Source organism: Vibrio sp. 1159, from assembly GCF_033340395.1.
In the GTDB taxonomy this organism is placed as follows: Bacteria; Pseudomonadota; Gammaproteobacteria; order Enterobacterales; family Vibrionaceae; genus Vibrio; species Vibrio alginolyticus.
The window spans coordinates 78,321-93,598 of sequence record NZ_JAWOWL010000010.1 but is presented as its reverse complement, the minus strand read 5'-3'; the positions used below and the strand labels follow the sequence as shown (position 1 = coordinate 93,598).

The 15,278-nt window shown below is 42.5% G+C and carries 15 protein-coding genes and 1 pseudogene; 10 read left to right on the top strand and 6 right to left on the bottom strand.

Translation table 11 applies throughout. The annotated features are described in order from the left end of the window. Positions 1 to 146 precede the first annotated feature (146 nt). The 5 genes from R7127_RS10295 (at position 147) to R7127_RS10275 (ending at position 3,797) form a co-directional block, all read left to right on the top strand. Positions 147 to 1,007 (top strand): immunity 49 family protein, encoded by an 861-nt coding sequence (locus R7127_RS10295; RefSeq protein WP_033906519.1) that lies wholly within the window; start codon positions 147 to 149, stop codon positions 1,005 to 1,007. A 137-nt stretch (positions 1,008 to 1,144) separates the two neighbouring features. Continuing rightward, positions 1,145 to 2,221 carry a threonine aldolase family protein gene (locus R7127_RS10290; RefSeq protein ID WP_033906520.1) on the top strand — a complete coding sequence of 359 codons (1,077 nt, stop codon included), beginning with the start codon at positions 1,145 to 1,147 and terminating at the stop codon, positions 2,219 to 2,221. An 82-nt stretch (positions 2,222 to 2,303) separates the two neighbouring features. After that, a complete protein-coding gene (locus tag R7127_RS10285) occupies positions 2,304 to 2,564 on the top strand; it encodes a DUF5062 family protein (RefSeq protein ID WP_005376453.1) in 261 nt (86 codons plus the stop codon). 223 nt (positions 2,565 to 2,787) lie between these two features. After that, positions 2,788 to 3,282, top strand: a complete 495-nt coding sequence (locus R7127_RS10280) for a YcxB family protein (protein WP_033906521.1) — start codon at positions 2,788 to 2,790, stop codon at positions 3,280 to 3,282. Between the two features lie 344 nt (positions 3,283 to 3,626). Beyond that, the gene (locus tag R7127_RS10275; protein ID WP_162564176.1) at positions 3,627 to 3,797 is read left to right on the top strand and encodes a hypothetical protein; all 171 of its coding nucleotides are present in this window, start codon (positions 3,627 to 3,629) and stop codon (positions 3,795 to 3,797) included. Between the two features lie 310 nt (positions 3,798 to 4,107). Here R7127_RS10275 and R7127_RS10270 read toward each other — a convergent pair whose 3' ends face one another. Then, positions 4,108 to 5,304 carry a lipase family protein gene (locus R7127_RS10270; RefSeq protein ID WP_033906522.1) on the bottom strand — a complete coding sequence of 399 codons (1,197 nt, stop codon included), beginning with the start codon at positions 5,302 to 5,304 and terminating at the stop codon, positions 4,108 to 4,110. Beyond that, positions 5,304 to 5,852, bottom strand: coding sequence for a DUF6795 domain-containing protein (locus R7127_RS10265; RefSeq protein ID WP_033906564.1), 549 nt, complete (start codon positions 5,850 to 5,852; stop codon positions 5,304 to 5,306). Before R7127_RS10265 ends, R7127_RS10270 begins: the two co-directional genes overlap by 1 nt. A gap of 352 nt (positions 5,853 to 6,204) precedes the next feature. Here R7127_RS10265 and R7127_RS27045 point away from each other — a divergent pair, with 352 nt between their 5' ends. Beyond that, complete coding sequence (locus R7127_RS27045) at positions 6,205 to 6,402, top strand: transposase (protein ID WP_033906523.1); 198 nt, start codon at positions 6,205 to 6,207, stop codon at positions 6,400 to 6,402. 234 nt (positions 6,403 to 6,636) lie between these two features. Beyond that, positions 6,637 to 6,789, top strand: a pseudogene (locus tag R7127_RS10260) (YcxB family protein); the annotation flags it as partial. Positions 6,790 to 6,908: 119 nt separating this feature from the next. On the opposite strand, the gene R7127_RS10255 reads toward R7127_RS10260, so the two are convergent. The 3 genes from R7127_RS10255 to R7127_RS10245 form a co-directional block, all read right to left on the bottom strand. Beyond that, positions 6,909 to 7,649, bottom strand: a complete 741-nt coding sequence (locus R7127_RS10255; RefSeq protein WP_172563782.1) for a helix-turn-helix domain-containing protein — start codon at positions 7,647 to 7,649, stop codon at positions 6,909 to 6,911. A 104-nt stretch (positions 7,650 to 7,753) separates the two neighbouring features. Continuing rightward, positions 7,754 to 8,215 (bottom strand): carboxymuconolactone decarboxylase family protein, encoded by a 462-nt coding sequence (locus R7127_RS10250; protein ID WP_033906524.1) that lies wholly within the window; start codon positions 8,213 to 8,215, stop codon positions 7,754 to 7,756. Between the two features lie 197 nt (positions 8,216 to 8,412). Then, positions 8,413 to 9,324, bottom strand: a complete 912-nt coding sequence (locus tag R7127_RS10245) for a DMT family transporter (protein WP_033906525.1) — start codon at positions 9,322 to 9,324, stop codon at positions 8,413 to 8,415. A 93-nt stretch (positions 9,325 to 9,417) separates the two neighbouring features. On the opposite strand from R7127_RS10245, the gene R7127_RS10240 reads away from it, so the two are divergent. The 3 genes from R7127_RS10240 (at position 9,418) to R7127_RS10230 (ending at position 12,069) form a co-directional block, all read left to right on the top strand. Beyond that, on the top strand, positions 9,418 to 10,323 hold the full coding sequence (locus R7127_RS10240; RefSeq protein WP_054730378.1) for a LysR family transcriptional regulator: 906 nt from the start codon (positions 9,418 to 9,420) through the stop codon (positions 10,321 to 10,323). Between the two features lie 266 nt (positions 10,324 to 10,589). Then, complete coding sequence (locus tag R7127_RS10235) at positions 10,590 to 11,417, top strand: MBL fold metallo-hydrolase (RefSeq protein WP_225455282.1); 828 nt, start codon at positions 10,590 to 10,592, stop codon at positions 11,415 to 11,417. A gap of 250 nt (positions 11,418 to 11,667) precedes the next feature. Then, complete coding sequence (locus R7127_RS10230; RefSeq protein WP_005388788.1) at positions 11,668 to 12,069, top strand: VOC family protein; 402 nt, start codon at positions 11,668 to 11,670, stop codon at positions 12,067 to 12,069. A gap of 241 nt (positions 12,070 to 12,310) precedes the next feature. Here R7127_RS10230 and gcvP read toward each other — a convergent pair whose 3' ends face one another. Beyond that, the gene (gene gcvP, locus R7127_RS10225) at positions 12,311 to 15,175 is read right to left on the bottom strand and encodes an aminomethyl-transferring glycine dehydrogenase (RefSeq protein WP_017820968.1); all 2,865 of its coding nucleotides are present in this window, start codon (positions 15,173 to 15,175) and stop codon (positions 12,311 to 12,313) included. Between the last annotated feature and the right edge of the window lie 103 nt (positions 15,176 to 15,278).

Genomic DNA, 15,278 nt, shown 5'->3' with positions numbered 1-15,278 from the left:
TCAATTAAGCATTAACTTTCGATACAACATACTGATTATAAATTGATTTTATAAATCAACTTCGGCATCATTCACGGCTTGATTTTGAGTATGAATATCATCACGGCAAAAAATTAGAACAACTTATAATGAGAGGCTAGGGAACGATGGAACCAATGAAGAATCATTATTTAGAGATACCTGAAGAAAGAAAATTGCGTATTTTTCGTGAAGAAGATGAAGATTTCTACAGCTTCTGGGAAAGAATGCTTGATGAAAAACAATCTTTTTATAAGCAACCTCTTAAAAGAATGAAAGGCGATGCTTGGGATTCGCTTGAGGCATTCTTCACCGCTTCCGAATTCGGACAACATCAGGCCTCGCCAGCTTACATAAAAAGGGCGCTTGAGTTACTGAATAACGTGTACTTGCTGGCCAATCATTCAGACCAAGTGGTTGAATTTTCCGTTGGGCACCGACACTTTTCGGAAGTGGGTAACCGTTCTGTTGCAGAAGGAACAATGGATGCTTGGTTGGATGAAATCTGTTTAGCAATGGCAGCGAGAGATTGGCGCTGCGTAGAGCTGATGACCATCATGGATGAGTCGTTAGTTTCTATAAAGACGCCGTTTAATGTTGCACTAGTCGAGTTCGTTAACGGTGTATTTAGCAATTCATCAGCGTTACCTGAGTTATTGCAAACTGTGATGGAGAAATCTTCTCCGCAATACTTAGAATCAACCAGAGTGCCATATGTACACTCTTTGTTTATTCCATTTGTGAATGTGTTTGTTGCCATTATCGATGGCGATGAGGCACATTATCAAGAGGCACTGAGGGATGCGTTAGAGGCGCATTACCAGTTCTACATGAATGAAGATGTTCGCTATTCGCCAAAAGGAAATGTTTCTCTGAAACTGACTGGTCTTGCTGCATTAGCATACGATAAGTATGGCTGGACGATTCCAGAAGCCGCATATTTACCTAAATGGCTTGTTTACGGTGAGCATGATCTTTGTTCTGCGTAAATCACTCTTAAGTTAAATCTATGTCCAACCGGAGGTTCAGCACGGAGGCATACGCAGAAAATACATCGCGAAAATGCAGTTTACGCCTCCGTTTTAACAAGTTACATTGTTGAAGCTTTGATTCAAAGGACAGAACAATGAGTGCCCACCTAAAACAGCTTTGTCATATCCATCTCTCTGGTAATAAAGAAGATTCTCCAGCCGAACACTTTGCGAAAATGACAAAGTGGTGCGAAGAGAACAACGTAAATCACGATGTCTACGGTGAGGGAGAAACGATTCAAGCGTTCGAGCAAAAGGTTGCCGATCTGCTGGGTTACGAGGCAGGGCTTTTTGTTGTAACAGGGACGATGACGCAGCCAACGGTGCTTGAAATTGTCACAAGACAAAAGCGTAATCCTATTGTCGCCATGCACGCATCTAGCCATATTCCGGTGCATGAAAAACAAGGCTATCAGCTTCAACATCGCTTTAGTATTTTGCCAGTAGGGAACCCTTATCAAACATGGAAGCTTGAGGATCTCACTGCTTGGCCGGATGAAATCGCAGCCGTTCTTTATGAACTCCCGATGCGAGAAATTGGTGGTCAGCTACCTTCATGGCAAGAACTGGAAGAAATCAAAGCGTACTGCGCCGAAAACAAAATTCATCTCCATATGGATGGCGCAAGACTTTGGGAAACCGCAGCTTACTATCAGAAAGAATACCGCGAGATCGCCGCTGGTTTTGATACGACCTATGTTTCACTTTACAAAGGCATCAACGGCATGGGCGGATCTATGTTGCTTGGCTCAAAGTCGTTCATTGAACTGGCTTCAATGTGGATGAAGCGGCAAGGTGGCAACCTCTATCACAGAACACCTTATGTGGTGTCTGCGGCAATGCAGTTTGATGAAAGGTTGTCACAAATGCCGGCTCTGTTTGAGCGGACAAAACAGATCTACAAGATCATTGAAGAGTTCCCATCTTTGGCGGTGAGACCAACCCAGCCTCAAGCAAACATGTTGCACCTTATCCTGCCATTTAGCTGCGAAGAGTTGAAAGAACTCCAACACACGTTTGCCACGGAAAAGGGCATTTGGTTTGGTAACCCGCAAGTCACGGCACATCCAAATCAATCGATTGTTGAATGGTATATTGGTGACTACCTGCTCAATCTTGGTGATGACGAATTAAGGTCGTTTTTCAATCAGTTACTCGGTAAGAAGGCATAAACTTATCAATATGCGAGCTTACTAACACGCCATACGCGACACTTCATGTATTCTTAATTGAAGCGAAGAAGAGGATTTATCAATGTCAAAAAGCTCCAAACTTCACAATGAAGACAAACTGGTTAAGAAGGCACTAGAGATTGGTGGGAAGATGGCGAAGCTACAAGGCTTTGACCTTCCTCAGTCACCACAACCTCTAAGAGTAAAAGCGATTTACCTATTCTTGGTTGATGCCAAACAGATCACCCCATTACCGGAAAGCAAGCTAGACGGCGCAAGCATCAAACACCGACTGGCAGTCTGGATACACAGTGCATTGCCAGACAACGACCCTCTAAAGTAGAAAACCTCATAAGTCATATAGGTCATTAATTAACAAGGCGAGCCAAATGGTTCGCCTTGTTTGATCTTGGCGAGTGCACCGAGGTCTTCTAATGTTTCGTTATCATTGATTTACAAAACAGTATCAAAAGGGCTAAAGATAAAGCCAGAGAAGCGCTACAATGCTCGCGTTGCAAGAGTGCAACCAAGAATACTCATTTACAGAAGCCTTGAAGTAACCATACATGTCTAAAGATTTCGAATTCACTACAGAATACACACTCGACAAGCCATTTTTTGCTGAGTGTTATGATCAAACTAGCCAGCCAGTTAAGTTCCCGCAAGCGTATTTGAAAGGGATCCTCTTTCTAATTTTTGGTGTGGTTTTATTGGAGTTTGAACTGCTACCTAACGGTTACGTCGGTTGGTTCTTTATCGTATTGAGTGTGATTGAAGCGTGCAGCGTTTACTTCAAAAGAACTTGGTGGCTGTGGCGTCAAACCATCAGCTCAAGTCGCGGCAGTAAAGTGGTGTTTGAAGTGAATGCAGATGGCGTACGCTACAAAAGCGGTAAAGTTGACCGCAGCCTCGCTTGGAATGATATCGACCAACTCGAACAAACTGATTTGGGCTTTATCCTTCACCTTGGTAAACAACGCCAATACATCAGCAAATCTTGCTTAAACGAAGAAGTGATCGCGTTTATGGTAGAGCAGCACGCGGCATCAAAAGCGAGCTAACAAAAAAGCGAGTCCGTGGGTTTGCTTTTTTGATCTTAGAGTTTGATGCTTATGGGGTAGCTCTGATTCAGGCTCAAAATCTGAACCACTACACTCGGTGTTTCTGGTTGCGTCTTTCCAGTATATGGACTCCTTAAGTGTGCTGCGGAGTTAGTGTGTAAACTGAACCAAAAAAGTGACAATGAGATAGTTTATTGTGAGCCTACAGTGATGACGCCAACTTCTAGAGCATTTTTGCTCGATTACTATGTTCGGCAAAGGTTTGACATTCGTTAGTTTGTTGGGTTTTCCCTAATAAAGTTCATGTGGCCAGTGTTGGACTTATGCGTCTAAAGGTAACTTCTATGCGGAAGAAACTTATTCGATTTGAGGGGGCTATCCATGGAATTGCGATTCGAGCCCCATGGGAGGCGTTCGAAGCTTTAGGTAAAGTAGCCTATGAGAATGGAGTGTACAGCGAGAATCGAACCTACATCATCATCAGCTTGGAAGGGGGCGCAGTTCGGGTTTTGTAAGAGCCATTTCCCATTAAATCTATTTAATGTCAATTGTTTAAGTTACTTTTCCAACAGAAATCCAAAAACAGTTGAAACTGTAAACCTACATTTTGGCTCCTAATCACGAATTTGAAAATAGTGAAAAATTCATTATTTTCAAATTCGTTTTGATAAATCGCGACCCGATTTGGTTAGAAAGTTTCATCTAAAAAGTGCTTAATAAGAATCCCATTTAGCGGCGTTATGTCAATGTCACCAGTTAACTTATGAGGTGACGAGTTCACCTCTAACTAAGCATTCACGTTACTATGCCATTGCAATGGTTAGGTTAACTTAGCAACGATATCGCTTGTTTAGATACTCTGACTAGTCGTCCAATGGTTCTTTCGAAAACCCATCTAATGAATCGGGCGGATAGATCCTCAACGATGGTCCCATAGTGACCGGCAAAAACAAGCATATGGCCTAATAAGCCTTTTAGTTGCTCTTCATTGCGCTTAGATGATTTAGCAACGGCTTCTAGCTTTCTTGAAAGCCAATCATAAAAGGTCAAGCCAGCAATCACGCCTGCTTGAATCGTTACCGTTGACAAAAGAGCCACATCTTTCAAATAGGTGATAAGTGCGCCCTGTATTCTATCGGCCCAATACTCCGAAAAAGAAGCTTGATTTCGTTGCTCATACTTTAGACGGATAGGGGTAAATAAGTGGTCATTCGATTTCCTCTTCAACGCTCCCCAAGAATCCGAGGAAGCAGTGTTTAAGTAACCCGGATTTTTGTTTCTTGCCATCAAATGGGCTGATATGCTTAACCCAGTGCCAGAGTCCAAGCGGTACTCGCCTGTTGAGATTGGAGCATGAATAAATGGCCAAAGCGGTATTTTGGGTACAGGATCAGCACCATGCGTACATCGATAAACACCATCGTTTAGCTTTTCCGATGAGCGTGCGTATGCTTCCAGACCAACTCTAGGAGCGCCAAAGGTGTATAAGGTGGTTCTGACCTTCATCTCATTACGCACCCAATCAGCGCAAAGTGATGCGAGTGCTCCACCTAAGCTGTGCCCAACGCAATGTATACGTTTTGGTTTAGGATTCATCTGCATAATATACTGCTTCAACTTGGGGCTAAGACTTTGAAAACAATTGTTGAAACCAGCATGAGCGGGCGAACCGTTTGGTGATCCTTTCACCCCTATATTCGCATTTGTGATCCAGTCATTAGCATTTTGTGTTCCTCGAATTGAAATGACAATTTCATTCTCAAATGTAGAACCTTTACCAGTGCCAACCACTGCAAACGCCTCTGAAGTTCTCATCAAGCCAGGGATAACTTTACGCAATACCGGTACATTGGATAAACCCGCTACACCGCCTGTAAAACCATCAAATACATCATCTTCAGAAAAAGAAAAGTGATTTGAAAAACTGTTTTTGCCCGGCATGATAAAACGGCCATTATTTTCATAAGCTTTGTAAGGAATATCCGCTATTTCTGAAGCCATTTTTGGTGTTAACTTTGCCATTACGTGTCCTTATTTAGTAATATTTTTTCAGAAAATCCTTTCAAATCACACCTACTAATAATTTCAAGATCGAGGCCATTCTCAACAAATTTATTTTTAAAAAAGTAACGATATTCGTCCGAATTAATCTCACAACTTAAATCAAGAAGATTATCTGAAATAAATTCATAGGGTTTCACGTCAGAAAAGCGAGCCTCTAGTAAGTAGTATTTTTTGCCATCTACAAAAATGTAAATACCAATGTAGCTAGAGGATTCATGAAGGGCAGGTTCTTTAAACGTCTGATAGTGATATGTAGGTTGGAAATGAAAATAACCATTTTCTGACGTAATTGTCTCGGTGATATAACGGTTTTTAGAAAAAGCCGTGTGTAGATAAACTACCTCGCTAGTAAACGCTTTCCCGTCTAAGTATAAGCGACCAGTGATCTCTGAGCTAAGTATGTATTGAAACTTTTTTAATTTGAAGAAATTAAACATATCTGCGTTACAACCTGTTGAGAGCAATAATATTGTGGCACTCATAAGGGAAACCAGTATTTTAGTCATTTGTTTACCAATATTGTACATAGGTCAACCCATATCCACGCGTGAGACGATACTATGTCCTAATGCTCTCAAGTGCTAGCCTAGGACCGCCCCAATTCTCAAAAATAAGTCATGTCAAAGCTTATATCTAGGCATACTTTAAAAAATAATGTAAATGACATGTCTATTACTTTCATGGGGTAAACATAAGTAGACTCCCTCTGGCAAAAAAATACCGAGCTATTCGTTAAAGTACCTATCCACGTCCATTTCGTAAGCTTGCATACTCATTGTCTCATTCTGAATTCTTATCATGAAGACCAGTTAACAATAGCTACCGCGAAAATGGTTGTTTTTTTATAACCGATAAAACATGGCGCCATCTCAACTTTTTCAGCACCATTGCTATATCACAGCGAAAATACCTCGAGTTCACTATAAAGCTCATCGATGTGCCTGGGCAGGTTGGAGTGGTGTCAAAGATGAGCTTCCGAAAGCGAATGTTACTCTCGACTGGTTCCATATTGTGCAGTTATTACACTGGCTGTTGATGACGCTCGAAAAACAATGACATGCAAAAAGCTCTTCGTTGGGCGGTGTTAAAGGATGCTGAGAGTCCGATGACAGATAGGCAAGTACAAGCTTTAGTTGACTAGAGCCAGTAAGAAAAGTCCTAACAACCTTAGAAAAGCACCCAGAGAGAATACTTCAACGTTGGAGCTCGACCTATGCTAATACCGAGAATTTGACTGACCGAGGCACTGAATACTGTGGCCGTGTTGAACAGCATGATTACCAACTCTACCTAGCTATCAATGATATCGACCAATTCGAACAAACTGATTTGGGCTTTATCCTTCACCTTGGTAAACAACGCCAATACATCAGCAAATCTTGCTTAAATGAAGAAGCGATCGCGTTTATGGTAGAGCGGCACGCGGCATCAAAAGCGAGCTAACCAACTCACATCAAGCTGGAATGAGCGATCGAAAAAGTAGGTGATATATGATCGAACATTGTAACAAGTATATGGTCGATTCTGAATCAATTGGGTTTGATGTAGAAAGCTAATAAGGTTTAGAGGTTTCTCTTTCGGACATACTGCTTCGGTGTCATGCGCGCAATCTGCTTACACTCTCTAGTCATGTGTGCTTGATCGGAAAAACCTTGCTCTAGCGCCAACTCCGATAAAGTAAGATCGGGTTGCGCTCGGAGTTGCTCTAAAGTGTGCTTAACTCGTTTAATGCGTTGGTAATGTTTAGGAGTAATCCCCAACCATTTCTGAAAATTGCGCTCTCTCTGGCGCTGACTGATGGTCCCTGTAGGTTGGTCAATAATGTGGCCGACATACCGCGGTTCATATTCGTCAATCAGTGTTTGAACCCAGCGATATAACGTAGAAATCCTTGCATATGGCGAACGCGCTGTTTGCAGAGACTCAAATGTTGCTAGCGCAGAAGAAGCCAAAGGGTGGTCGTCTTGAATCCGCAATAGCTGTTCTAGACGTTTACCAAATAGTTGATAACTAACAGCAGGATGAAAGCGTACGCCAGTCATCACCGCACCTGGCGGTAGGCAGACCTGATGTGCCAGAATGCTTATAGGTAGTAGGACAACCCCTGGCGTTTGCCACTCACCATCCATTTGTACTTCATTCTGTAAAATGAATACCACACCTGTACCAGCATCACTGAGTAATTGTTTACGTACGGTTTGCGTCGTATCAGGTTTGACGGATGCTGACCAAATGGCTTGAACATAGCCAGCTAAAGCCTTTTGAGGTTTTAAAATATCAAATTCTAAGTTCAAATGAATCATCCTATTTAACCTCAACTTAAATGAGAAAGTGATACACATGTACTTTTCATCCTATTAAGTTGAGGTATAAGCAGTGGCTTACAAGTAAGAACCGTCAAATAGAATTATCGAGGTTTATAGACTCCAACCTTTGGCTTAAATGCCTTAACTATTCGGTTCCAACTATTGATCGCGTTGATTGCAATTGTTAGGTTGACCATAGCTTCTTCTCCGAAGGTATTCAAGGTCAGCTGATAGGTATCATCATCTACTGGTAGGCCAGCAGTTAGTAATTCAGCCCAACCTAGTGCAACGTGTTCTGCATCGCTGTAGAATGGCATATCTTTCCATGCACTAAGCCCCCATATGCGTTCCGGCTTTTCACCTAACTTAAGCGCATCTTTACTATGCATGTCGATACAAAATGCACATTGATTGATTTGCGATATGCGTAACTTAACCAGTTCCCATATGATCATGTTCATAGTTTCTGATTGGCTAAATTGTTCATGGAAGTAAGCTTCCTGAGCGTATAGGATTTCTATTGCTTTTGGCGCTACTTCAATATATTTGAGTCGTTTTTTCATGGTCATTCTCCTTTGTTTTTTACATAGTAAAAAACGCTCTTAGCAAAAGATTGAAGATTTTCGACATGCACTCAATAAAGTTAGATAAAAGAGTGAACGACGAAAGCGAAAAAATGTACCTATTGGAAACCAAGAAAACTTATGCCAATTAACAAAGTATTGCTCTAAATAATGCGACTTAAGGTTGGCGTCTATTTTTACTCCACCACCTTCCGTAAACGAGCAAAAGGTGCTGAGTTACCTATATACACACCAGCCGCAACGATAAAGACGCCTAAAACATTTTCCCATTGAGCCTGATCACCAGAAATGGACGAAATCAGTAGAGTGAATACCGGCATAATATTAAATAATGGAGACATTTTATCTGGACCAAGAACGATAGCGCCTTTCATCCAAAAGTAATAAGCAATCAAAGTTCCAAACAGGCTCATGTAAGCTATTAATGCTAGGTCTTTAAATGTTATGGCATTTAAGCTACGGCTAAAGTCGCCGTGGTACATCGCTATAGCGACCATTTGAATGGCACCAATACTTAACACCCAACGTAACTGCTGAGTTACTGGGATATGAGATGTTAAACGCTTCGCTAGAATTGTGTATAAACACCCACTAATTAAAGCAAATAACATGTATAGATCACCAATATTACTATTGCTGCTAATAGAATGAATATTTCCCCCTGTAATGACGATTACCACTCCACAAAAACTGATTAGTGCACCTAAAATAGTTTTAACCGAAATGGAAGTTTTGAGAATAAAGCCCGACAACAAGATAGTGACAAGTGGTAGATTTGCCTGAACAACCGCTGCGTTCACTGGGGTAGTAAAGCTCATTGCAGAGAAAATAGAGAAGTTTTGGATAGTTACACCCACGGTTGCTATAACAAACAACGACAACATACTTTTTCGTGTGAGCTTGGCTCCATATGGAGAGCGTTTAGTACCTCTTATCAACAAGAGTATTAAAGCTGCAACGGAAAACCGTAACGTCGCTGAATCCAAAGGAGAGACATCGCTATTAATAGCCTTTATTACGTTAAAATTACTAGACCAAAAAAAGATAGCGACAACAACACCGCACCAAATTGATAAATGCTTAGACATAGATCTTCCTGATAAAAATTAACTTGACGCGATAATGCTATATATTTCATATTTGATTTTTAATAGCCAAATTTAAGAGGGTTAATCCCAAATATGGAACGTCACTCTTTGGATGACCTTTTGTTATTCGTTTCTGTTGCTCGTTATCAAAGCCTAACACAAGCATCTGAGCGTCTTAATGTCCCGTTAGCCACGCTAAGCCGGAAGTTAAAAAGGCTGGAAACAAACTTAAATTGCAGACTATTTAACCGCAGTGCACACCACTTTGCGTTAACAACTGATGGCGAAAAATATTATCAACTCTGTGAGCCATTACTTCTTAGCTTAAATAATGTGACATCGAGAATTGCGACTGAGCGTCAGTCTTTAAGCGGAACGATAAAACTATCAGCGCCAATTAACATGACACAGATGTGGTTAAAGCGGTGCGTTTATGAATTTGCAGAGCAACATCCGAAGATATGTATCGATTTAGATGTACAGAATGAAAAAATCAATCTTGTATCTAACCGTGTCGATGTTAGTTTTCGTCTTGGTGATCTTATTGAACAAGACTGGATTGCTCAGAAATTATGGTCGATTCCATTTGCGCTTTGTGCATCACGAAGCTATTTAGAACAACACCAACCGATTACCCATCCAGAACAACTTGTTCATCATCGCCTAATTACGGTAAACAACGACAGCCAATGGAAATTAGTTAATCAAATCACCAATGAAACATTTGATCATCCGCTAAAGTTTCAATTCACTTCAAATGATGTACTACTAGTTAGAGACGCCGTCATCCATGGTTTAGGAATTGCGTGGATTCCAACCTATTACTTTCATGAGCTAAATCATGATCAACATAACCTGCTGCCTTTGTTGCCGGAATGGCAATGCTCGGGTAAAGAAGTATTCATTATGTATCGAGACCGCGATAAAAGGCCTGCAAGAGTTGATGCATTTATTGAACATGTCTTAAATTGGAAAAATCGCATTCAAATGTTTGCTTGAAAGAGGTTTATCACATTGTGCTGTGCCGGTAACCTCAAGTGAAGCTTCATGACTCTGCTTCAATTGAGTTCATTTATTTAACCTCTAAAAGAATCATGAATACATAGGCAGTTAATGGGATTCGAGTTTACAAGTGATTCGGTCAGCTAAAACTCAAGCTAAGTAGAAAGTATTTGCAGTTGTATTTGCCTCTGAAAATCGTTTAGAGCTTTCTCATCCGCGAAGTTCTATAAGAAATTATTAAGGATATATTTGTGTGCGATTTCGTGAAAAAAATTATTGTAGGTTTACTTTTCAGTGCTTCGTCTTTTGCTTCCTTAAGTCAATATGTTCCAGCAATGAATGATAAGAACGGTTATGTAGAACCATTTCAGATGTTTGATAATGTCTATTATGTAGGAGACAAGTGGGTCTCATCATATGCCATTGCTACAGAAGACGGACTTGTTATCATTGATACGCTTGACTTCCCTTACTCTGAGTGGATACCTATCAACCTAGAGAAGCTAGGGCTAAAAGATAAGCCAATAACGCACATATTGGTAACTCATGGGCATTCTGACCACGTTGGGGGCGCCCAGTTACTTCAAGAGAAGTATGGTTCCAAAGTCGTGATGACCAAAAGCGCTCATGAACTATCTATACAGCAATCAAACAAAAGCGAAGGTGAGAACAAGTTCCTTCCTCCAAATTTAGACATAGAGATAAAAAGCGATAGCTCCATGGTTATTGGTGGACATGAGTTTAAGTTCTATCTCACACCTGGCCACACGGAAGGTGATTATTCCTTAGACTTCGCTGTTGAAGATAATGGCGAACAATATCGTGCTTTTATCGTTGGTGGGCATAGCGTAAGTAGCAATGATCCAGAAGTTATTGGCCAGTTCCTGACTAGCATGGAGAAAATTAGAAAAATTTCACTACAGGCACCTATTGTGAACGTTAACCTTTCGAACCATCCACATAAAAATTTCCTTTTTGAAAATAGGAAGAAGCTCGGCACAAGCGGTAACCCGTTTATCAGTGAGGCAAACTTCTTCATGTTCCTTAAGCAACAAGAAGATTTAGCTAAGGGAAAACTAGAAGAACTATAATACCATGGTATACGAGCAGCCTTCGTTATTAGGTTAGAGGTTTACTCTTGAGTTATAGCTAAGGCTTTAATAAGTTGCTCAATCAAGATTCGACACTGGTGGCAGCTATATTGTTTGTCGGTTCTAGTGACAAAGGCGCTGTGCGTAAACATTCGTATTGTGTGCCTTAAACCTTTGCAAGGCGTTACGTGCTTTCTGGAAAAGTCTCAAAATAGCGTACAATTAGCGTTTTGACACAGCGGAAATCATCATGGCCAAAACTGTTCAGCAGCAAATCGGAAACATTGCTCTAGTCGTTGAAAATTACGACGATGCTATCGAGTTCTATACTCAAAAACTTCAATTCACTCTGGTTGAAGATACCAACCTAGGTGGTGGTAAACGCTGGGTTCAAGTTTCTCCTCCAAACTCCAATGGTACAAACCTACTTTTAGCTCAAGCGAGTACACCGGAGCAAACGCATGCAGTAGGAAATCAAACAGGTGGTCGTGTTTTCCTGTTTCTGCAAACTAATGATTTTTGGCGTGACTACGAGTTGATGAAGAAAAATGGTGTTGTATTTAATGAAGAGCCTCGTGTGGAAGAATACGGGACAGTGGTGGTGTTCCAAGATCTCTATGGTAATAAATGGGACTTACTGCAACTGAACTAGAAACTACATAGCACCTGCATAGCATAGTGTTCATGAGGAGTTTCCAACAAGCCTTTAAGGCTCTGAGATATTAGTGCTAATTCATAGGTTCTCAGAAGTTACTGTATTTCTAAATCACTTTTGTGCAAACAATAACTAGCCATCATTCCTTCTCGATGTATCAACAAGTGTTAGGGCGGCACACCAAAAACAAAAAGGCGAACCAAACGGTTCGCCTTTGTCGATTTAGAGACTACAAAAATTAATCTTCGTAGTTATCGATGCTTGGGCATGAACAGATTAGGTTACGGTCGCCGTATACGTTATCTACGCGGTTTACCGTTGGCCAGTACTTCCAAGATTTGGTCGCTTTAGACGGGAAGCAGCCAATCTCGCGAGAGTAAGGGCGGTCCCAATCTTCAGCTGAAAGATCAACTTGTGTGTGTGGCGCGTTAACAAGTGGGTTGTTATCCAGTGGCCATTCACCGTTTTTCACTTTCTCCATTTCTTCGCGGATAGCGATCATCGCATCACAGAAGCGGTCCAGCTCTTCTAGATCTTCCGATTCCGTTGGCTCAACCATTAGCGTGCCCGCTACAGGGAACGACATAGTTGGTGCGTGGAAACCGTAGTCCATTAGACGCTTCGCGATGTCTTCTTCGCTGATACCTGTTTCTTCTTTCAGCGGACGAATGTCGATAATACATTCGTGCGCTACGCGGCCATTTTTGCCACGGTAAAGAACAGGGTAGTGTTGGCGAAGTGTTTCCATCACGTAGTTTGCGTTCAGAATTGCTACTTTTGTAGCATCTGTTAGGCCAGCTTCGCCCATCATTGCGATGTAAGCCCAAGAGATAGGCAGGATAGAAGCGCTACCCATATCTGCTGCTGATACTGCGAAATCTGCGCCTTCTACACCGTCTTCAATATGCCCTGGTAAGAAAGGAGCTAGGTGAGATTTCACACCGATAGGACCCATACCCGGACCGCCACCACCGTGCGGGATGCAGAAGGTTTTGTGTAGGTTTAGGTGAGAAACGTCTGAACCGATGAAGCCTGGTGATGTTAGACCAACCTGCGCGTTCATGTTAGCGCCGTCTAGGTAAACCTGACCACCAGCGGCATGAACCATTTCACACACTTCTTTCACTTTCTCTTCGTAAACGCCGTGCGTAGAAGGGTAAGTGATCATAATGCTTGATAGGTTGTCTTTGTGTTTCTCGATTTTCGCTGCTAGGTCGTCGATGTCGATGTTGCCTTCTTCATCACACTTAACCACAACCACTTTCATTGACACCATAGATGCTGTCGCAGGGTTAGTACCGTGCGCAGAGCTTGGGATCAAACATACGTTGCGGTGACCTTCGCCACGGCTTTCGTGGTAGCGTTGAATCGCGATAAGACCTGCGTACTCACCCGATGCACCAGAGTTTGGTTGTAGTGAGAATGCGTCATAGCCAGTGATTTCACATAGCTTTTCTTTAAGGTCTTTTGCGAGTGCAGCGTAACCAGCTGCTTGTTCTGCTGGTGCGAACGGGTGGATCGAACCAAACTCAGGCCAAGTTACTGGAATCATCTCTGCTGCTGCGTTCAGCTTCATCGTACAGCTGCCCAGTGGGATCATGCCGTGCGTGAGTGAGAAGTCTTTGTTCTCTAGCTGTTTTAGGTAACGCATCATCTGTGTTTCGCTGTGGTGCGTGTTAAACACAGGGTGTGTTAGATATTCTGTTGTGCGGCGCAATGCTTCTGGAATGGCTGCAAACTCGTTGCCTGCGATTTCAGTTGATAGTGCTGCGACTTCTTCTTTCACACCGAATACTGCGAATAGGGCTTCTACATCTGCCACGGTTGTGGTTTCGTCGAAGCTCACACCTAGCTGAGTACCCAACTTACGTAGGTTGATGTCTGCGGCTAGTGCTTTCGCGTATAGGTCTTCAGTTTGTGCACCTGTGTTGATAGTGATGGTGTCGAAGAAGCTGTTGTGAGCAAGCTCGAAGCCGCCTTTAGTTAGGCCAGCGGCTAGGATGGCTGTCATGTGGTGCGTACGACGAGCAATCGTGCGTAGACCTTCTGCGCCGTGGTAAACCGCGTAGAAAGACGCCATGTTCGCTAGCAGTGCTTGAGCAGTACAGATGTTTGAAGTCGCTTTTTCACGACGGATGTGCTGTTCACGCGTTTGCATTGCCATACGCAGTGCTTGGTTACCGTTGGTATCGATAGAAACACCGATAACGCGACCAGGCATTGTACGCTTGTGCTTATCACGCGTTGCCATGAAAGCAGCGTGTGGACCGCCGTAACCCATCGGCACGCCAAAACGTTGTGCTGAACCGATTGCTACGTCTGCGCCCATTTCACCTGCAGGTTTAAGTAGGGTAGAAGCAAGAAGGTCCGTTGCTACAGTCACTAGTGTTTTGTTTGCTTGCGCTTTAGCGATGATGTCCGTTAGGTCACGAACTTCACCTGTTGTACTTGGGTATTGAACTAGTGCGCCGAACACGTCTTGCTCTGGTAGTGATTCTAAAGAACCAACCAAGACTTCAAAGCCGATGAATTTCGCACGAGTTTTTACCACTTCGATGGTTTGTGGGTGAACGTCGTCAGCAACGAAGAATACGTTGCTCTTGCTTTTACCCGCACGCTTACAAAGTGTCATCGCTTCTGCGGCTGCCGTTGCTTCATCAAGCAATGACGCGTTCGCGATTTCCATACCAGTAAGATCCATCACCATTTGTTGGTAGTTTAGAAGTGCTTCTAAACGACCTTGTGAGATCTCTGGTTGGTAAGGGGTGTAAGCGGTGTACCAGCCCGGGTTTTCCATCACGTTGCGTAGAATCACGTTCGGCGTGAAGGTGTTGTAGTAACCCTGACCAATGAATGTACGTTTAACTTGGTTCTGATCGGCGAACTTACGCATTGCTGCCAGCATGTCTGCTTCGCTTTTCGCTTCTGCCAAGCTCATTGGTTGCTCTAGGCGAATTTGTGCTGGTACGGTTTCGTCGATAAGCGAATCTAGGCTAACTGCGTTGATCGCTTCCAACATTTTCTGTTGGTCAGATTTGTTTGGTCCATTGTGGCGAGCAACGAACTCGTTTTGTGTGCTGAGGCTTTGAAGTAATTCAGTCATTGTCCTTTACCTACTCCTTGGTTCGGGTAACGGATTTGCGTTACTAATAAATTAAATTATACGTCCGAACCTAGAAAAAAAGCTGTTCTCTAAACAGGCTAGG